This window comes from Vibrio sp. 10N.286.52.C3, assembly GCF_041468865.1.
Taxonomy (GTDB): Bacteria; Pseudomonadota; Gammaproteobacteria; order Enterobacterales; family Vibrionaceae; genus Vibrio; species Vibrio crassostreae_C.
In genome coordinates, this window is sequence record NZ_JBFRJM010000052.1 from 1 (window position 1) to 19635 (window position 19635).

The 19635-nt window shown below is 45.2% G+C and carries 15 protein-coding genes; 4 read left to right on the plus strand and 11 right to left on the minus strand.

What is annotated here, in order from left to right; all coding sequences use genetic code 11:
* Window positions 1-98: 98 nt before the first annotated feature.
* Window positions 99-3461 carry a helix-turn-helix domain-containing protein gene (locus tag AB4138_RS16515; protein WP_372306871.1) on the minus strand — a complete coding sequence of 1121 codons (3363 nt, stop codon included), beginning with the start codon at window positions 3459-3461 and terminating at the stop codon, window positions 99-101.
* Window positions 3462-3730: 269 nt separating this feature from the next.
* Window positions 3731-4621: a zinc ABC transporter substrate-binding protein ZnuA gene (gene znuA, locus AB4138_RS16520; RefSeq protein ID WP_017067380.1), complete on the minus strand. Its 891-nt coding sequence runs from the start codon at window positions 4619-4621 to the stop codon at window positions 3731-3733.
* A gap of 83 nt (window positions 4622-4704) precedes the next feature.
* On the opposite strand from znuA, the gene znuC reads away from it, so the two are divergent.
* Window positions 4705-5484 (plus strand): zinc ABC transporter ATP-binding protein ZnuC, encoded by a 780-nt coding sequence (znuC, locus tag AB4138_RS16525; protein ID WP_017061943.1) that lies wholly within the window; start codon window positions 4705-4707, stop codon window positions 5482-5484.
* On the plus strand, window positions 5484-6269 hold the full coding sequence (znuB, locus tag AB4138_RS16530) for a zinc ABC transporter permease subunit ZnuB (RefSeq protein WP_017061944.1): 786 nt from the start codon (window positions 5484-5486) through the stop codon (window positions 6267-6269). Before znuC ends, znuB begins: the two co-directional genes overlap by 1 nt.
* Before the next feature lie 122 nt (window positions 6270-6391).
* Here the strand turns inward: znuB and sucD are convergent, their stop codons facing one another.
* The 8 genes from sucD to sdhC all read right to left on the minus strand — a co-directional run bounded on the left by sucD (window position 6392) and on the right by sdhC (window position 16007).
* Window positions 6392-7264, minus strand: a complete 873-nt coding sequence (gene sucD / locus AB4138_RS16535; protein WP_017061945.1) for a succinate--CoA ligase subunit alpha — start codon at window positions 7262-7264, stop codon at window positions 6392-6394.
* A complete protein-coding gene (sucC, locus tag AB4138_RS16540; protein ID WP_019820479.1) occupies window positions 7264-8430 on the minus strand; it encodes an ADP-forming succinate--CoA ligase subunit beta in 1167 nt (388 codons plus the stop codon). The genes sucD and sucC overlap by 1 nt, the downstream gene beginning before the upstream one ends.
* A gap of 206 nt (window positions 8431-8636) precedes the next feature.
* Entirely contained in the window at window positions 8637-9845 is a 1209-nt protein-coding gene (gene odhB / locus AB4138_RS16545) for a 2-oxoglutarate dehydrogenase complex dihydrolipoyllysine-residue succinyltransferase (protein WP_017056410.1), read from the minus strand.
* A gap of 21 nt (window positions 9846-9866) precedes the next feature.
* Window positions 9867-12683, minus strand: a complete 2817-nt coding sequence (gene sucA, locus AB4138_RS16550; protein WP_372306862.1) for a 2-oxoglutarate dehydrogenase E1 component — start codon at window positions 12681-12683, stop codon at window positions 9867-9869.
* 97 nt (window positions 12684-12780) lie between these two features.
* Complete coding sequence (locus AB4138_RS16555; protein ID WP_372306865.1) at window positions 12781-13494, minus strand: succinate dehydrogenase iron-sulfur subunit; 714 nt, start codon at window positions 13492-13494, stop codon at window positions 12781-12783.
* A 12-nt stretch (window positions 13495-13506) separates the two neighbouring features.
* Complete coding sequence (gene sdhA, locus AB4138_RS16560) at window positions 13507-15273, minus strand: succinate dehydrogenase flavoprotein subunit (protein WP_048606450.1); 1767 nt, start codon at window positions 15271-15273, stop codon at window positions 13507-13509.
* Window positions 15274-15621 (minus strand): succinate dehydrogenase, hydrophobic membrane anchor protein, encoded by a 348-nt coding sequence (gene sdhD / locus AB4138_RS16565; RefSeq protein WP_010436768.1) that lies wholly within the window; start codon window positions 15619-15621, stop codon window positions 15274-15276.
* On the minus strand, window positions 15615-16007 hold the full coding sequence (sdhC, locus tag AB4138_RS16570; protein ID WP_017061948.1) for a succinate dehydrogenase cytochrome b556 subunit: 393 nt from the start codon (window positions 16005-16007) through the stop codon (window positions 15615-15617). Before sdhC ends, sdhD begins: the two co-directional genes overlap by 7 nt.
* 417 nt (window positions 16008-16424) lie before the next feature.
* Here sdhC and AB4138_RS16575 point away from each other — a divergent pair, with 417 nt between their 5' ends.
* The gene (locus AB4138_RS16575) at window positions 16425-17714 is read left to right on the plus strand and encodes a citrate synthase (RefSeq protein ID WP_017061949.1); all 1290 of its coding nucleotides are present in this window, start codon (window positions 16425-16427) and stop codon (window positions 17712-17714) included.
* Between the two features lie 248 nt (window positions 17715-17962).
* Here the strand turns inward: AB4138_RS16575 and AB4138_RS16580 are convergent, their stop codons facing one another.
* Window positions 17963-18721, minus strand: a complete 759-nt coding sequence (locus AB4138_RS16580) for a Nif3-like dinuclear metal center hexameric protein (RefSeq protein ID WP_017067382.1) — start codon at window positions 18719-18721, stop codon at window positions 17963-17965.
* A 90-nt stretch (window positions 18722-18811) separates the two neighbouring features.
* On the opposite strand from AB4138_RS16580, the gene AB4138_RS16585 reads away from it, so the two are divergent.
* Complete coding sequence (locus AB4138_RS16585) at window positions 18812-19570, plus strand: DUF1853 family protein (protein WP_372306868.1); 759 nt, start codon at window positions 18812-18814, stop codon at window positions 19568-19570.
* Window positions 19571-19635: the final 65 nt, after the last annotated feature.

Consider the following 19635-nt stretch of genomic DNA (forward strand, 5'->3'; position numbering starts at 1 on the left):
CTCGTATCTCGTATCTCGTAGAAGCATAAAAAAGCCCCAACACGAATGTCGAGGCTAAAGTATCTTTATTTATGTTCTAGCTGAGTATCCGCTGCGTGCTACTCTTCGTTGTTTTCAGCAAACTTAGATGGTGACATGCCAAAGTGGTGCTTAAACCTTTGACTGAAATAGGAAGGGTCATTGAACCCCGAATCAAACGCCACATCAGAGATCTTCTCTCCAGCGAGTAAGCGCTCACACGCATGCTCTAGACGTACTTCATTCAAGTGCTCTTTGAAGGTCTTGTTGTAAGCCGATTTAAAGCGTCTCTGTAAGCTTCTCTCAGACATAAACAAATACTTAGCGGCAGTTGCAGTACTGAACTCGGCATCAGCGTAGTTTTCACTCACAAGCTGCGACACTCTGTTCTTCCACTCTTGTTCCGCTGTCAGTTTTTGTTGCTCTGGTGTTGAGGCGGCAAGCTTAATGGTTTCAATCTGTTCAATTGTGCTGGCTTCAAGATTGTCGAGTACTTGATACTCAATTGGCCACGAAAGCTGAACCTTATTTTGAGACTCCGAAACAAAGGCATTAAGCTCACCACCGCTCTGATTCATCAATAGCGGCAGCTTTTCGATGTTAAGGTCGGTCGACTTTCCGGTATTGTCACCCATGCTTGATGCCAGTTTAGGGAAAGGCATCCCATGATCTCGAATGGTCACAACAAGATGCTCCTTAACCTCTTCAACCAGAACCACCATACTCTGCGACTTAAAGTTTCTCTTGATGATGCTCGCAACCAAGCTATTGAAGATAATATCGAGATTAAAATACAGCAACGAGACATATCGTTGTTTTGTTTCGACTTTAATATCCAGTTCAATACCGGCTTTGGTTAAGTCATCCTGCCAAGCTTTGAGTACCACCTCTAAGATTAAAATTATATCGTAACAAACTTGCCCTTCTCCTTGAGGCGTATTACTCAATTGAGCTAAGCCATTTTTCAAGGTTAGAATCGGCGACTTCCCGAGCTCGTCATTCCAATTCGGGAGCATCGCAGCAATATGATTCACTTCAGAAGAGAGTTCATTGGCAGTGTGAGACACAAGCGCATTCTTCACGGATAGCTGCTTTTTAAGCTGTTGATTAGTGGCGAGTAATATCCGGCTTTGGTGCCTCAATTGGTCTGTCTTCAGTGCAACTTGCGCTTTTAAGTGCCGGTTGGCAAAAGTGACATAACGCGAACGCCAAAAGACTAAGATAGTCACAACGCCAATCAGTAATATCAGAGAGCTTGCTGCAGCCCAATTGGTCAGATACCAAGGCTCCGCAATCGAGAAGCTTTGATTGGTTGACACAAAGCGATAATGGGAGCCTTTAACCGGCTTCACTTCAAGTGTGTAATCCCCTGGAAGAAGATGATCGAGCGTTAACAAGCCCCCTTCAAACTCACTCCAAGGTTCATCGTCGCTCAGTCGGTATTCCATCGCAGGTGCGAACGTTGCTGGTAAGATACCTAGCTTAAACCCCATCGATGAACCATAAGGAATCTCATCCAGCTCTGCCGTTTTCCCGCCAAGTGATACCGTTTGTTGGTCGACACTTATCTTACTCAACAAGGCACGGCTATGAGGTGTAGTTGATACCAGTAACTCGTTAGATAACGCGCTGACTACACCATACTTTGAGCCGAAAACAAGCCTCGAAGGTTGGCTATCTTGACTGTAAAAAAGAGCACACGCTCCTGCCGCCAGTTCATTGGTGATCAAACCAAATGGCGAACCTATGTGTTTATGCAGTTGCCCATCCAATCCGTAATAACTGATGCCTTTCGAAGAGCCTAACCAAACACCATTGTCATCGCTTATCAGGCAGTTGGGGCTAATATTGTCTTCAACAAGAGTGATTTCTTGAATAATAGAGCTGTCATCCGGGATTCGATACACGCCATAACTGCTCGCAAACCACTGCGCTCCATCCTTCGCTTTTTCAATATCGACGACTTTGCCAAACCGTTCGCTGGAACGACTAAAGCTAATTCGTTTATCAATGAACGAGTAGAAGCCATGATCCGTTCCTATATAGATGCGACCTAGCAAGCCTACATTGAGAGCGGTGATCTTCGCAGGCAAGAACTTGTCGACTAACCAGTCAGTGCCATAACTCGTCAGTTTCATGGTTTCGATAGATAACGAATAGAGGTTTTGCCCAGAGGTCATCCAAAGAACGTTATCGGCTTGAAGCGCAAGGTTTTCAACACGCACTCCCTCAATTGGCCTTGGTAAATCAAGGGCTTCGGGTTGTAGTGTTTCCGTATTTAGACTGATGATACCTTGTTCGGTCGCCAACCAAATGGAAGAGCCAAAGATCTCAAAATCATTAACAGGGTTAGAGTAAACACGAATTGGGTTCTCTTCACTTTCAGAATCAACCAAGTAGAGCCCCATTGAAGACGCGACCCAAGATAACTGGTCACTGACAGGCAGTACTTTATTGATCACCACACTACTCGAATGCATGCCCATTCCAGTTAGGGGTGTTCTCGAGAAGGTTTTGCTGAACAGTGAGAAGTATCGGATACCGTTGTTTGTCGCAACCCACATACCACCAGCATGATCGTTTATCAACGAATATATTTTCTCACCCGGTAACGAGAAGTCTTGACTAGCGGCTTGTTCGAATCGAGTAATTTGTCCCGTAATAAAGTTGTAGCTAATAAGGCCGTGCTCTGTACCAATCCAATACTGGTCCGAAGTTTCGGCCAACGAGAGAACATGCGACCCTTTAACGATGGTCTCTTTGTCTGGGTTCGCGAGATCAACAATCACAGCACCATTTAAAGTACCGATCACTAACTCACGTCGAGCATTCGAAAAATAAACCGTCTCAATATGGTTCTTGTCTGATGCGGTGACATGGGTAAACTCTTGATTCTCTGAAAGGTAAACGCCAGAACTGGTCGCTAGCACCCACTTTGATAGTACCCACTCAGCGTCGTTAATCGCAATGTCACTGCTGTTATTGTATCGGTACAGTTTAAGTAGAGAGTAGGTGTTGAATTCTAAAGATTGAGTGTTGTAGGTATAGAAATTACTGCCGTCAGTAACCCAAATATAATCGCCTGATGCACCGATATTCGCTATTTCAGCGCCGGGACTTAGGCTAAACGCCAATTCGTTGCCAATTCCAGGGTTATGTCGATAGACCTCATTGTCGAAAAATGTCCAAAACTCATCGTTCAGAAAGGCGACTCTTTCCGAAGAAAATTGCAGTAAGCTTCCCTTGCGAGGGAATAGAGTTCGACCATCGTAAAAGAGTACTTTTCCATGCACATCATGAACCCAGAGCCCACCTCCAGCACCTAAATACAAGTTTTTAGCCGCAAGGAAATTCCCTTGCGCTTGAACGGGCAAAGGATAGAAAACGGAGGGCGAGGTATTTACCGCTAGAACGCTAAATGAAATGCTCATTAACATGAACATTTTGAAGATAATTCGATACAACTCTTAATCCTGAACAGCAACAACACATGAAATTTTGGGTACCACAACGTCTTATCGTTGCTAAACCAAAAACTGAGTTTTTTTGTGCTTATTATTATCTTTCCATTTTAGCGGAAATTAGAAAAGGAGAAAGGAGGTTTGTTATTTGTTAGGAGGTTTTATCTTAGCGGTCACGAAAATGCCGCAAAAAGCGGCATGATTCATAAATTAACGAGAGCAAAGTAGAGTAAAGAATACTCGTTTATGACTTACTTCTCGTCTAAGCAACTTGTATAGCTATCTGTAAGTTGCTGAAGAAAATCGAAATAGCTTCCACTCTTCACTTCAACTGTTGAACCGATAGGGTCAAGCTGACCTTGTTTTGCGTTACTTCCGCGCGTCACTGATTCAATCACAGCAGGAGTGAATTGAGGCTCAGAAAACACACATTGAACGTTTTCGCGTACTATCGTTTTCTTAATAGCGATCAGGCTTTTTGCACCCGGCTTACGCTCTGGGCTCACCGTAAAGTGACCTAAGTTATTTAGCTCAAACTCTTGCTCAAAGTAACCATACGCGTCATGAAAAACGTAGTAACCTTTGTCTTTCACGGGTGCAAGTTGCTCTCGAATAGACTGTTGCTTCTCTTTCAATGCAATCAGGAATGAATCGAGATTCTCTTGGTACGCCATTGCGTTGTCTGGATCAGATTCAATCAACTTAGCTGAGATGTATTTTGCAGCTACTTCAACTTGCTCGATACCTAACCAAAAATGCGGGTCATGGCTACCGTGGTGGTGCCCTTCATGTGCATCGTGGTCATGCTCTTCGTGTCCGAACTCTCGCAAGTTGATTCCGGGAATATCACTGATCTTGATAACATTTTCTTTTGAACCAATCACCTTAGTCAGAAAGGCTTCTAGGTCAGGGCCGAACCAGATGACCATATCGGCACTATGAACTTTTTTGACATCCGATGGCTTAAGCGCATAATCATGCGGCGAAGCATTGCTGTTCATCAACACATCCGGCTCACTAACGCCTTGCGTTAATTCTGTCACAATCATTTGAATTGGTTTAAAGCTTGTTAGAATAGTATTGGCACTTGCGACACTTGGCGCTAAAAGCAAAGTAGCAAGTATAAAAGATGAACGTGACATAATCCCTCGATAATAGAAAAGTAGCTTAGGCTTGAGGTAAATGTTACATTATAACATTAGCGAATTGCAAATGAGTTCTATTCATGGATAACTTAATCCAACTAGATTCTGTGAGCGTCGAATTTGACGGTCGAAAAGTTCTAGACAACATCTCTCTAAATTTAGAGCGCGGCAGAATCACCACCCTGATTGGGCCAAACGGTGCAGGAAAGTCGACATTAGTAAAAGTGGTACTGGGTTTACAGACCAAATTTTCAGGCACAATAACAAAAGCTAAAAAACTGAAAATTGGCTATGTACCACAAAAATTAAAGCTCAATGATTCCCTACCGCTCAACGTAGAGCGTTTTCTAAAACTCACTGGCAATTTCAGTCAGCAAGAGATCCTTGAAGCATTGAAGCTTGTTGGTGCTGAACATCTGCAGAAGAGTAACATGCACCAGCTATCTGGCGGAGAAAACCAACGTGTGCTCATTGCTCGTTCATTGCTAAGAAGACCAGATCTACTGGTTCTCGATGAACCGGCTCAAGGCGTCGACGTTCAAGGGCAAATAGACCTGTATGACTTGATTGACACCATTCGCCACCGCTTTGGTTGTGCCGTATTTATGGTTTCACACGATCTGCATTTAGTGATGGCAAAAACAGACGATGTTATCTGTTTACACCACCACATCTGTTGCTCAGGCGCACCTGCAGACATCAAACACCATCCTTCGTATATTGCGCTCTTTGGCACCGCGACCCAAGAGACGCTAGCGTTTTATCATCACCAACACGAACATCACCATCATGATCTCGCAGGCCAGCCTGTCGAAGGCGACGTGCATGAATGTTCAAACCATAAACACGGACACCACTAATGCTTGAGTTTCTTCTTCCCTCTATTTTGGCGGGTTTGGGTATTGCACTAATTGCAGGCCCACTAGGTTCATTCGTGGTGTGGCGTAAGATGGCTTACTTTGGTGACACGCTTGCTCACGCTTCTTTGATGGGCTTAGCACTTGGCTTTCTGTTCAACATTAACTTGTATTTCGCGCTGCTGATTTGTTGTTTGATGCTGGCCGTGTTGCTAGTGACTTTACAAAAACAAAAGCTGGTCGCGACCGATACCCTACTCGGTATTTTGGCGCACAGTGCGCTATCACTTGGTTTGGTTGCTGTCAGTTTCTTAGATAACGTTCGTGTTGACCTAATGAGCTACCTATTTGGTGACTTGCTGGCAGTATCTCCAACGGATTTAGTGTTCATCTATGCGGGTGCTGCTGTGATTGGATTAGTACTTGCTATCTTTTGGCGACCACTACTATCAACGACGGTTAACGAAGATCTCGCGGCGGTTGATGGCATCAACATTGATTTAATGCGTCTGATTCTGATGCTATTGGTCGGTATCGTGATTGCTGTCGGTATGAAGTTTGTTGGTGCGTTAATCATGACATCGCTACTGATTATTCCTGCAGCAACGGCAAGGAAGTTCTCGAGCACACCTGAGCAGATGGCCTTCCTTGCATCAATTATTGGCTCTATCGCTGTATTCGGTGGATTAAGCTTGTCTTGGTTCTATGATACGCCTGCTGGCCCGTCTGTGGTTATCAGTGCGGCAGCAATGTTTATGCTATCTCAAATGGTTAGAAGTCGAGCTTAGCACTTAGCACTTAGCAGTACGATCTCGTATCTCGAAAACATAAAAAAAGGCTTGGTCAGTGACCAAGCCTTTTTAATATCGTTTTCAATTAACTTCTATCTCAATCGATAAAAGCCAGCTGATTACCAACCCGTGATTTCACGTAGGCCTTTACCGATGTCAGCAAGAGACTTAACAGTCTTAACGCCTGCTGCTTCTAGTGCTGCGAATTTATCTTCAGCAGTACCTTTACCGCCAGAGATGATTGCGCCTGCGTGGCCCATACGTTTGCCCGGAGGAGCAGTAACACCAGCGATGTAAGATACAACTGGCTTAGTTACGTTTGCTTTGATGAAATCAGCCGCTTCTTCTTCCGCGGTACCACCGATTTCACCAATCATTACGATTGCTTCAGTTTCTGGGTCTTCTTGGAAAAGTTTCAAGATATCAATGAAGTTTGAACCTGGGATAGGGTCACCACCGATACCAACACATGTAGACTGACCAAAGCCTTCATCTGTTGTTTGCTTAACTGCTTCGTATGTCAGAGTACCTGAACGAGATACGATACCTACTTTACCCTTCTTGTGGATGTGACCAGGCATGATACCAATCTTACACTCGTCTGGAGTGATAAGACCTGGACAGTTAGGACCGATCATGCGAACGCCAGTTTCTTCTAGCTTCACTTTAACGTCGATCATATCTGTTGTAGGGATACCTTCAGTGATCGTTACGATCAGTTCGATACCTGCATCAATCGCTTCTAGGATTGCATCTTTACAGAAAGGAGCTGGTACGTAGATAACTGTTGCTGTTGCGCCAGTTACTTCTACCGCTTCACGTACTGTGTTGAATACTGGAAGGCCTAGGTGAGTTTGACCACCTTTACCAGGTGAAACACCACCAACCATTTGCGTACCGTATGCGATAGCTTGGTCTGAGTGGAATGTACCTTGACCGCCAGTGAAACCCTGACAGATTACTTTAGTGTCTTTGTTAATTAATACAGACATTATTTAGCCTCCGCAGCAGCAACAACTTTCTGAGCAGCATCTGTTAGAGATTCAGCTGCAATGATATCAACATCAGAATTAGCAAGTACTTCGCGACCTAGGTCTGCGTTTGTACCTTCTAGACGAACAACTACAGGAACTGTTACGCCGACTTCTTTAACTGCACCGATAATACCTTCAGCGATCATGTCACAACGAACGATGCCACCGAAAATGTTTACGAGTACTGCTTTAACATTGTCATCAGAAAGGATGATCTTGAATGCTTCAGCTACACGTTCTTTTGTCGCGCCGCCGCCTACATCAAGGAAGTTTGCTGGCTTGCCGCCGTGTAGGTTTACGATATCCATCGTACCCATCGCAAGGCCTGCACCGTTAACCATACAGCCAACGTTACCATCTAGTGCTACGTAGTTCAGTTCCCACTGTGCTGCGTGTGCTTCGCGCTCATCTTCTTGAGATGGATCGTGCATTTCACGTAGTTTAGGCTGACGGTACATCGCGTTTGAGTCGATGTTGATCTTGCCGTCTAGACAAAGCAGGTTGCCTTCGCCAGTAATTACAAGCGGGTTGATTTCTAGTAGAGCTAGGTCGTACTGAGAGAACATTTTGCCAAGACCCATGAAGATCTTAACGAACTGTTTGATTTGATCGCCAACTAGACCAAGTTTGAACGCCAGTTCACGGCCTTGGTAAGCTTGAGGGCCTACTAGAGGATCGATCGCTGATTGGTGAATCAACTCTGGAGTTTCTTCAGCGATTTTCTCAATGTCCACACCGCCTTCAGTTGACGCCATGAATACAATTTTACGCGTTGCGCGGTCAACAACAGCACCTAGGTAAAGTTCGTTAGCAATGTTTGATGCTTCTTCAACTAGGATCTTAGTTACAGGCTGACCATTAGCGTCTGTTTGGTAAGTCACTAGGTTTTTACCTAGCCACTTTTGTGCAAACTCTTTAACGCCTTCTTTGGTGTCATGTAGCTCTACGCCGCCCGCTTTACCGCGGCCACCAGCGTGTACTTGACACTTAACGACTTTCTTGGCTGTACTGATACGACCTGCAGCTTCGAAAGCTTCTTGTGCAGTATCACATGCGAAACCTTCTGGTACAGGCAAACCGAATTCTGCAAACAGCTGTTTGGCTTGGTATTCATGCAAATTCATTTTGATATTCCGTTTATTTTCCCTTAAGGGATTATTATTTCCATAACGACACAGTTTCCTGTGTTACGTCTGTAGGGTCTTCTCAAAACAACTGCTGTCCATTTTCTAATGGCTTTACAGTTCAATTGAAGGCCAGACGTTGAGCAGCCTAGCCTTTGAAACTTTTTACGTCTAGCTAACGGGGTTAACTAGACGTTTTAGCGATACTAAACGTCTAATAGCAGACGTGCAGGATCTTCTAGAAGCTCTTTGATGGTCACTAGGAAGCCAACTGATTCACGGCCATCGATTAGACGGTGGTCGTAAGAAAGCGCCAGGTACATCATTGGTAGAATCTCTACCTTGCCATCAACAGCCATTGGACGGTCTTGGATTTTGTGCATACCCAAAATTGCCGCTTGAGGCGGGTTGATGATTGGCGTAGACATTAGAGAACCAAATACACCACCGTTTGTGATAGTGAAGTTGCCGCCCATCAGTTCATCAACCGTTAGCTTGCCGTCACGACCTTTGATTGCTAGCTCTTTGATGCCTTTTTCGATATCAGCGAAACCTAGTGTGTCACAGTCTTTGAGTACTGGAGTCACTAGACCACGTGGCGTAGATACCGCCATGCTGATGTCGAAGTAGTTGTGGTAAACGATATCTGTACCATCAATAGAAGCGTTCACTTCTGGGAAACGCTTCAGTGCTTCTGTTACTGCTTTCACGTAGAAAGACATGAAGCCAAGACGCGTATCGTGACGTTTCTCGAATTGGTCTTTGTACTGCTTACGAAGGTCCATGATTGGCTTCATGTTCACTTCGTTGAAAGTAGTCAGCATTGCTGTGCTGTTTTTCGCTTCTAGAAGACGGTTTGCAACTGTCTTACGCAGGCGAGTCATAGGCACGCGTTTTTGGCTGCGAGCCGCTGCTGGCGCTTCAACTGCTGGTGCAGATGCTGCTGCCGGAGCCGCTTTCGCTGCTGCTAGGTGTGCGTCGATGTCTTCACGAGTAATACGACCACCAACACCAGTGCCTTTAACGTCAGCTGGTTGTAGGTTGTGCTCAGCAAGCAGGCGACGAACAGCTGGGCTTAGCGCGTCGTTGTTCTCTTCTGTTAGCGCAGCTTTATGGCGCTTATCAGGAGATGCTTCTGTATCTTCAGTGGTGTCTTTCGTTGGTTCACCAGCGACAGCACCCGGCTTGATTTTAGCCAGAAGCTGCTTAGAAAGTACCGTAGCACCCTCTTCTTCGATGATAGCTTCCAGAACACCCGCTTCAGGAGCCGGTACTTCTAGAACTACTTTATCTGTTTCGATATCTACAATGACTTCATCACGTGCAACCGCTTCGCCCGGTTTTTTGTGCCAAGTAGCAACTGTTGCATCAGCCACAGATTCAGGTAAATCTGGAACCAGAATTTCAATTGTCATGTGCGTATTTTCCTTTTACTTCTAGTTCTTAAGTAGGGTCAAAGCGTCGTCAACTAACGCTTTTTGTTGTTTCAAGTGTACTGACATATAGCCAACAGCTGGTGATGCTGATGCAGGACGACCTGCGTATTGAATATCAGCACCTACTGGGATAGCAGCTCGGAAATTATGTTGGCTACTGTACCAAGCACCTTGGTTTTGTGGCTCTTCTTGACACCAAACGTAATCGACTACATTTGTGTATTGTGCGATGGCAGCTCTCACATCCTCATAAGGGAACGGGTAAAGTTGCTCAATACGTACAATAGCGACATCGTCTTGCTCGTTCTTACGTCTTTGGTCAAGCAGGTCAAAGTAAACCTTACCTGAACAGAACACGACGCGTTTTACGTTCTCAGGAGCCAGATCATCAATTTCTGCGATAGCTGGTTGGAACGTGCCTTCTGCCAAATCTTCAAGAGAAGAAGTACACAGAGGGTGACGAAGCAATGACTTAGGTGACATTACAATCAGTGGACGACGCATTGGTCTAACAACCTGACGGCGAATCATGTGGTAAACCTGAGCTGGTGTTGAAGGAACAACAACCTGCATGTTTTGTTCAGCACATAACTGAAGGTAACGCTCAAGACGTGCAGAAGAGTGCTCCGGGCCTTGGCCTTCATAACCGTGAGGAAGCAGCATAGTTAGACCACATAGACGTGCCCACTTTTGCTCACCTGATGAAATGAATTGGTCGATAACAACTTGTGCACCGTTTGCGAAGTCACCAAATTGAGCTTCCCAAAGGGTTAGACCGCTTGGCTCTGCTGTCGCGTAACCATACTCAAATGCGAGTACCGCTTCTTCAGATAACACAGAGTCAAACACTTGGAATGGCCCTTGTTTATCATGAATGTTCGCAAGAGGAACATACGTGCTTGCATCTGATTGATTGTGCAGTACTGAGTGACGGTGGAAGAACGTACCACGACCTGAATCTTGGCCTGAGATACGAATACGCTTACCGTCGTCAACAAGTGTTGCGTATGCCAGAGTTTCAGCCATACCCCAATCGACTTGTTTCTCACCATTCACCATGGCAGTACGATCGTTGTACAGTTTATTTACTCGGCTTTGCAGCTTGTGGCTGTCCGGGTATTGACAAAGTTTGGTACCAAGCTCTTTCAGGCGCTCGATATCAATCTTGTTATCCCACTCGATGTTCCAGTCGTGACCTAGGTAAGGAGACCAGTCTACTGAGTGAAGTGCCATTGGACGCCACTCTTTAACCACAACTCCACCGTGATCAAGTGCATCACGATATTCGTTAACTAGCTGAGTTGCTGTATCAATACCAAACTCACCGCGCTCCATTAGCACGTCAGCGTAAAGCTTACGTGGTGTTGGGTGCTTCTTGATTTTTTGGTACATCAAAGGCTGTGTTGCATTCGGCTCATCGGCTTCATTGTGACCGTGGCGACGGTAACAAACCAAATCAATAACAACATCACGCTTAAACGTATTACGGTAATCCAATGCAAGACGCGCAACAAACGCAACCGCTTCTGGATCATCAGAGTTAACGTGGAAAATCGGAGCCTGAACCATCTTCGCGATATCGGTACAGTACATCGTAGAGCGTGTATCGCGAGGGTTAGACGTTGTAAAACCAACTTGGTTGTTTACAACGATACGAACCGTACCACCTACACAGAAACCACGAGCTTGAGACATGTTAAACGTCTCTTGTACTACACCCTGACCAGCGATAGCTGAGTCACCGTGGATAGTAATTGGAAGTACACGGCTACCATCATTATCACCAAGGCGATCTTGACGTGCACGTACTGAACCGATAACTACCGGGTTTACGATTTCTAAGTGAGATGGGTTAAATGCTAGTGCTAAGTGAACGTTGCCGCCTGGCGTTGCGAAGTCCGCAGAGAAGCCTTGGTGGTATTTCACATCACCAGTACCCCACGTGTCATCGTGCTTGCCCGCAAACTCGTCAAACAGGTCTTGTGGCTTTTTACCAAGCACGTTGACCAACATGTTTAGACGACCACGGTGAGCCATACCAACAACAACTTCACGCATGCCTTGTCCGCCAGCATGACGAATAATTTCTTTCGTCATTGGGATAAGAGCATCACCACCTTCCAACGAGAAGCGTTTTGCGCCTGGGAATTTCGCACCAAGATAGCGCTCAAGACCTTCAGCAGCAGTTAGCTCTTCTAGGAAAGCTTGCTTTTCTTCTTTGTTGAAAGAGGGTTGACCAGATACAGACTCTAAACGTTGTTGGATCCAACGCTTTTGCTCTGTATTTGTCATGTGCATGTATTCAGCACCAATAGAGCCACAATACGTTTGCTTTAGAGATTTGTAGAGATCTTTAAGCACCATCGTCTCTTGGCCAATGGCGTAAGAGCCGACGTTGAACGTCTCATTGAGGTCATCTTCGGTAAGAGTGTGGAAAGAAGGGTCCAGTTCATCAACTGTCGCTCTTTTCCATAAACCTAGGGGGTCTAGATTTGCTGCTTGATGCCCTCGGAATCGATAGGCATTAATAAGTTGCAGAACCTTTACTTGTTTCGCATCGACATCTGGATCACTAACTTGGACACTGTAATGCTTTGTTTCTTGAGCGAGTCGACGGAAGTATTCACGAACACGAGAGTGTGGTTGTTCCACTGTCTCTGAAGCTTGCACAGGCAGTTCTTCAAAAACACTTCTCCATTCGTCACTTACCGAATCTGGGTCACTTAGATACAGTTCATAGAGTTCTTCTACGTACGTTGCATTGGCGCCAGCCAAGTGTGAAGACTCGAGCCATGCCTTCATCACGCCGTTGTGCATATTTTCCCTTAACCAGTAGTTTTCACGTTTGCTGCGGTCTATGCCGAGCTATTAAAAGGCCGCCCCAAAACTTCTAGGGCGGCAATTTTTATATAACTTAAACCGAACGATTCACTAGCATGGTCTTGATGTGACCAATAGCTTTCGTCGGATTTAATCCCTTAGGACAAACACTTACACAATTCATGATGCCATGGCAACGAAAAACGCTAAATGCATCATCAAGATCGGACAAACGTTCGTCTGTCGCTGTATCTCGGCTATCAATTAGCCAACGGTACGCTGCAAGCAGGCCTGCTGGTCCGATGAATTTGTCAGGGTTCCACCAGAATGATGGGCATGACGTTGTACAACATGCACACATGATACATTCGTACAATCCATCTAAATGAGCACGCTCATCAGGGCTTTGTAAGTTTTCACGAGCCGGTGGCACATTGCCATCAGACACTAAGAATGGCTTCACTTTTTCGTAGTTATCGTAGAACTGAGTCATGTCTACAATCAGGTCACGAACAACGGGTAAGCCAGGCAGTGGGCGAATCACAATCTTGTCTTGGCCCGAAAGCGCAGACAATGGCGTGATACACGCTAAGCCATTTTTACCGTTCATGTTCAAACCATCCGAGCCACATACACCTTCGCGGCATGAGCGACGGAATGAGATTGTTGGATCTTGCTCTTTCAACAGAATAAGCGCGTCCAAAAGCATCATGTCTGAACCTTCATCCACTTTTAGAGTGTATTCCTTCATATAAGGCTTCTGGTCGACATCTGGATTGTAACGGTATAAAGAGAAATTCAGTTTCATGGTCATATCTCCTTAGTACGTACGTGCTTTTGGTGGGAACGCTTCACGATGGATAGGTTCCATGTTTACACCACGTTTAGTCATGCTCTCTGACTCTGGGTTGTAAAGTGAGTGGCATAGCCATTGCTCATCATCACGGTCAGGGAAATCGAATCGAGCGTGTGCGCCACGGCTCTCTGTACGGAAGTTTGCAGCAACAGCCGTTGCGAATGCCGTTTCCATCAGGTTTTCAAGCTCTAGACACTCAATACGTTGAGTGTTGAACTCTGTAGACTTATCAGATAGGTGTGCATTCTTCAGACGCTCGCGAATCGCTTTTAGCTCTTCTAGGCCTTCAGCCATTGCTTTGCCTTCACGGAATACCGAGAAGTTGTTCTGCATACATTGTTGAAGATCTTTGCGGATTTGCGCTGGATCTTCGCCATCTGTACTGTTTTCCCAACGGTTGTAACGCTCTAGTGAACGTTCAATGTCAGCTTCAGTTGCAGGTTTCGCTTCGTCTTGCTTCTTCAATGTCTCACCTAGGTGTAGACCTGTCGCACGACCAAATACCACTAAATCAAGCAGTGAGTTACCACCTAGACGGTTAGCACCATGTACTGATACTGATGCGATTTCACCACAAGCAAATAGACCTTGGATTTCAACATCGCTGCCGTCTTCGGTTTGCTTAATAGCTTGACCAGAAACTTGTGTTGGAACACCACCCATCATGTAGTGACATGTCGGGATTACTGGGATTGGCTCTTTCACTGGATCAACGTGAGCAAAGGTACGAGAAAGTTCACATACACCAGGAAGACGAGATTCAAGCGTCTCTTTTCCTAGGTGATCAAGCTTAAGCTTAATATGTGGACCCCAAGGGCCATCGCAACCGCGACCTTCACGAATTTCAACCATCATTGAACGAGCAACAACATCACGACCCGCTAAGTCTTTAGCGTTTGGTGCGTAACGTTCCATGAAGCGTTCGCCGTCTTTATTGAGAAGGTAACCACCTTCACCACGACAACCTTCCGTTACCAATACACCGGCACCAGCAATACCCGTTGGGTGGAACTGCCACATTTCGATGTCTTGCATAGGAACGCCAGCACGGATCGCCATACCAACACCGTCACCAGTGTTAATGTGTGCATTGGTTGTTGATGCGTAGATACGACCAGCACCACCAGTCGCAAGGATTGTTGCCTTCGCTTTGAAGTAGCAAACCTCGCCCGTTTCCATACAAAGCGCGGTAGTACCTAAAATTGCACCATCTTCGTTTTTAACAAGATCCAGTGCATACCACTCAGAGAAAACCGTCGTTTTGTGTTTAATGTTTTGTTGGTAAAGCGTATGAAGCAGTGCGTGACCAGTACGGTCGGCTGCAGCTGCGGTACGAGCCGCTTGCTCACCACCAAAGTTTTTAGATTGACCACCGAAAGGACGCTGGTAAATAGTACCGTTCTCAAAACGAGAGAAAGGCAGGCCCATTTTTTCGAGTTCGATTACCGACTCAGGACCGTTTTTACACATGTATTCGATAGCGTCTTGGTCACCGATGTAATCAGAACCTTTTACTGTGTCATACATATGTTGTTCCCAATGGTCTTCATGCGCGTTACCAAGAGCAACAGTGATGCCGCCTTGCGCTGAAACCGTATGAGAACGAGTAGGGAAAACTTTAGAAAGCAATGCACAAGAAAGGCCTTGCTCAGAAATTTGCAGTGCGGCACGCATACCTGCACCACCAGCGCCGATCACTACGGCATCAAACTCACGAACAGGAATAGTCACTTACGCACCCCACAAAATAAACAGACCAGAGAAGAAATATCCAAGAAGAACTGCAACAACACCGACTTGAAGACCAACACGCAGTTTTGCGCATTTGATGTAGTCAGTTAGTACTTGCCATAGGCCGATCCACGCGTGAACCAAAACAGAAGTAAGCGCTAACATGGTGAAGACTTTAGTGAAGGTTCCACCAAAGAATTGCGTCCAAGATGCGTAAGAGATATCACCAGAGAAAGCACAAAAGCTAACTAGGTAGATAGTGTAAAGCGTCATAATGATGGCAGTAGCACGAATCAATAGATAATCGTGGACACCATTACGACCAAAAGTAGAAACGTTGTTTACCATACTAAGATCCCCGCTAGTAGAGACAATACCGCTGTTGCTGCGAATGCAACCTTAGCGCTCTTCGCGCCAGATTCCAGCTCTTCAAAGTGACCAAGGTCCATAAGAAGGTGACGAATACCACCAGCAATGTGGTAAGCCAAAGCGGTTAAAATGCCCCACAGAATAAACTTCACGAAGAAACCATCGACAATGTCGCTAGCTTCGGCAAAGCCTACTGGGGATGAGAGGGAAATGGATAGTAACCAAAGCAAAATTCCAATCGCGACAAAAGTTATCACCCCAGACACACGGTGTAGGATGGAAGCTATTGCTGTGATTGGAAAGTGGATGGTCTGTAAATCTAAATTAACAGGTCTTGTCTTTCTTTCTTTCACGGGCTTGCTCACTCAGCTCCATTGAGCATTATGGTCATTAAATAACCTTATGATATTGTTATGGACAAAATTTGATTGTAAACCTTCAAAATTTAACATTAACTTAACAAATAACTGAAGTTGAGCCTTAGATAATTGTAAAATAATTGTTAACTACTCGATTAAGAAAGACACCTCACATTTCTTCTTAGCCTTGCATTTATAAGGTTTTAACCAAACTTTTCAGCGTCACTATACGACTGGCAACATTCTAATACAATTGATGTAACAAATAATGCTACACAGACCAGATTTTTAACGAATTTAATGTAAAAAACACTAACAAGTGCACACAAAGCTTCAGAAAAATTGACTTTCCCACGTAAGACCAGTAAAAAAATGGCACATAAACATCCTGGACGGATTAAATAATAAACAAAGGAGATTGTTATGGCGGATAAGAAAGCTACCCTTCACATTGAAGGTCAAGCGCCAATCGAGCTGCCGATTACAGAAGGTGTACTTGGTACTCCAGTGATCGATGTTCGTACACTAGGTTCTAATGGTTTTTTCACTTTTGACCCTGGTTTTCTTGCCACTGCATCCTGTGAGTCTCAAATCACTTTTATTGACGGTGGAAAAGGCATTCTTTTACATCGTGGTTATCCAATCGACCAACTTGCCAATAACGCTGATTACTTAGAAGTATGTTACATACTTCTTTACGGTGAAGCCCCATCTCGAGCTGAGTACGAAAAGTTCAAGACTACCGTGACACGTCACACTATGGTGCACGAGCAAATCGCTAGTTTCTTCCACGGCTTCCGTCGTGACGCTCACCCTATGGCTGTAATGTGTGGTGTTGTAGGCGCTCTAGCGGCGTTCTACCACGACTCACTTGATGTCAACAACGATACACACCGTGAAATTGCGGCATACCGCCTGATTTCAAAAATGCCAACACTGGCTGCAATGTGTTACAAATATTCAATCGGTCAGCCGTTTATCTACCCACGTAACGACCTAGGCTACGCAGAAAACTTCTTACACATGATGTTTGCAAACCCATGTGAAGAGTATGAAGTGAACCCTATCGTTGCTCGTGCAATGGATAAGATTTTCACTCTACATGCTGACCACGAACAGAACGCTTCTACGTCTACAGTGCGTCTTGCTGGTTCATCTGGTGCTAACCCGTTTGCGTGTATCGCAGCAGGTATCGCATCACTTTGGGGCCCAGCTCACGGCGGTGCAAACGAAGCTTGTCTGCGCATGCTTGAAGAGATCGGTAGCGTAGATAACATTGAAGAATACGTTGCGAAAGCTAAAGACAAAGATGACCCATTCCGTTTGATGGGCTTCGGTCACCGTGTTTACAAGAACTACGACCCACGTGCAACAGTAATGCGCGAAGCGTGTCACGAAGTGCTTAAAGAGCTAAACATCCAAGATCCACTACTAGACGTGGCGATGGAACTTGAGCGTATCGCTCTTTCTGATGAGTACTTTGTTTCTAAGAAGCTATACCCGAACGTAGATTTCTACTCAGGTATCATTCTGAAAGCAATCGGTATTCCAGTATCTATGTTTACAGTAATCTTCGCGATGTCTCGTACCATCGGTTGGATTGCTCACTGGAACGAAATGCACAGCGATCCGACGAACCGTATCGGTCGTCCTCGTCAGCTATATACTGGTGAAGAACAACGTGACTTTAAAGCACTTCACGAACGTGAATAGTTGCTATAAATCATAATGTTAAAAGGGGTTGATGTGAGAACATCAACCCCTTTTCTTTTGTACGCTCTCAACTTCGTCATCCTCAAGAATGCGAAGTGAACGAATAAAATAATATCGTCATCCCCAAGAACGAGGGACGAATGAGTTGGGGATCTCCTTAAGCGAGCAGATAAACTATACAGGTTACCTGCTCAATTCTAGAGAACGACGCATACACTCGACTCGTACCCCTTATCTCGCATCTGCTCTTAAACTGGGTTATCGATATCAATAAACTCAACATCCAAGCCATGTTCTTCCGCTAACCATTCACCTAACGCTTTTACACCGTATCGCTCAGTCGCGTGGTGGCCAGCAGCAAAATAATGAATGTCTTGCTCGCGTGCTGAGTAAGTAGTGCGCTCAGAAATTTCACCAGAAATAAAAGCATCAATGCCTTGAGAAGCCGCTAGCTCAATGTAGTCTTGACCACCACCAGTACACCAACCGACGGTCGTTATCATTTTGTCTTGGTTTTCTGGAGCGATATGCAGTGGTTTACGATTTAGAGCTTGATCGATTTTTGCTGCGAATTCAGTACCTGTCATTGGTGTTTTTAATTTACCAAACATAGCAACCGATTGTGGGTGCCCTTCCAAACCGCCTTCGACTTCTATCTCAAGTAACTCCGCCAGTTTCGCGTTATTACCAAGCTCAGGGTGGATATCAAGCGGCAAGTGATAACCTAAAAGATTGATGTCATTTTTAATCAAGGTACGAATGCGCTTGCCCTTCATGCCACGAATCGCTTCTGACTCGCCTTTCCAGAAAAAGCCGTGATGGACTAACAAAGCGTCTGCGTTCAGTTCTACCGCTTTATCAATCAAGGCTTGAGAAGCCGTAACACCAGTAACGATTCGCTTCACTTCTGTCGCGCCTTCAACTTGAAGACCATTAGGACAGTAATCTTTAATCTGCTGTGGCTGCAGTTTTTCGTTAAGTAGCTTTTCTAATTGTAAGTTAATCATTTTTCTTTCCAGCTTACCTTTATAATAACGTCGTTATATCAATTTACGGGTAGAATGTCGAAAGCCCCACGATGAGTTTATGAGGAAGAGATGACAGCACTGCAACGTTTTTACCAATGGGTCATCGACTCACCGCCATTACTAGAAATCAAGCCACCGGTTTCGGATCTCAGTGCATTCTCTAGCAACCATGCCATCGACTCATCACATACTTATGAGGGTAATCCTAGATTAGGTTTCCTCTACCAATATCTATGCGAGCAAGTGATCGCTGCCTCACCGAATTACTCGATAAAGCACGACGAGATTCAGATCAATGTGGAAGGCAGAACTCTCGGTGCAATCGACTTTATTCTTAAAGAAGAGAGCAGCCAAAAGCTGGAACATTGGGAAGTGGCGATTAAGTTTTATCTGCTCCACGAACAAACATGGTTTGGACCCAACTCTCACGACCAATTGGATAAGAAACTCGACAGGATGCTCAGCCACCAACTCGAAATGTCCTCTTCTGCCGCCTTTGTTGAGCAATATCCAGAAATCGATGTCGACTCAAAACACTTACTGATGCAAGGTCGTCTGTATACCAACCCTTTCTTAGAGCAAAACATACCGACAAAATGCTTGGGCTATGACATTAACCCAAGCCAAGTAAACGGATTTTGGTGCTATCAAAATCAGGCTCACCAGATCACCGAAACACTCTATCCTCTAAGCAAAGAGCAATGGGCCGCTGGAACGGATGATTTCAGCGGTGAACCCATCGCCGAATTTGGTGATCGCTTCGTTCATGGGCAAACCAAGTCTGGTCAATTCTGGTTTGTGATGCCGCAAAGCTGGCCACACGGCTAATCCATTCGTCATGAACTGACTTAGTCTAGCCACTTACTCACAGACTGTCTCGTCCTAAAATACGT

Coding starts and splice junctions, on each gene's coding strand:
- AB4138_RS16580 (WP_017067382.1), bottom strand. CDS start 18,721: ATGATTAACTTACAATTAGAAAAGCTACTTAACGAAAAACTGCAGCCA.
- AB4138_RS16515 (WP_372306871.1), bottom strand. CDS start 3,461: ATGTTCATGTTAATGAGCATTTCATTTAGCGTTCTAGCGGTAAATACC.
- AB4138_RS16585 (WP_372306868.1), top strand. CDS start 18,812: ATGACAGCACTGCAACGTTTTTACCAATGGGTCATCGACTCACCGCCA.
- znuA (WP_017067380.1), bottom strand. CDS start 4,621: ATGTCACGTTCATCTTTTATACTTGCTACTTTGCTTTTAGCGCCAAGT.
- sucA (WP_372306862.1), bottom strand. CDS start 12,683: ATGCACAACGGCGTGATGAAGGCATGGCTCGAGTCTTCACACTTGGCT.
- AB4138_RS16575 (WP_017061949.1), top strand. CDS start 16,425: ATGGCGGATAAGAAAGCTACCCTTCACATTGAAGGTCAAGCGCCAATC.
- odhB (WP_017056410.1), bottom strand. CDS start 9,845: ATGACAATTGAAATTCTGGTTCCAGATTTACCTGAATCTGTGGCTGAT.
- AB4138_RS16555 (WP_372306865.1), bottom strand. CDS start 13,494: ATGAAACTGAATTTCTCTTTATACCGTTACAATCCAGATGTCGACCAG.
- znuC (WP_017061943.1), top strand. CDS start 4,705: ATGGATAACTTAATCCAACTAGATTCTGTGAGCGTCGAATTTGACGGT.
- sucC (WP_019820479.1), bottom strand. CDS start 8,430: ATGAATTTGCATGAATACCAAGCCAAACAGCTGTTTGCAGAATTCGGT.
- sucD (WP_017061945.1), bottom strand. CDS start 7,264: ATGTCTGTATTAATTAACAAAGACACTAAAGTAATCTGTCAGGGTTTC.
- znuB (WP_017061944.1), top strand. CDS start 5,484: ATGCTTGAGTTTCTTCTTCCCTCTATTTTGGCGGGTTTGGGTATTGCA.
- sdhD (WP_010436768.1), bottom strand. CDS start 15,621: ATGGTAAACAACGTTTCTACTTTTGGTCGTAATGGTGTCCACGATTAT.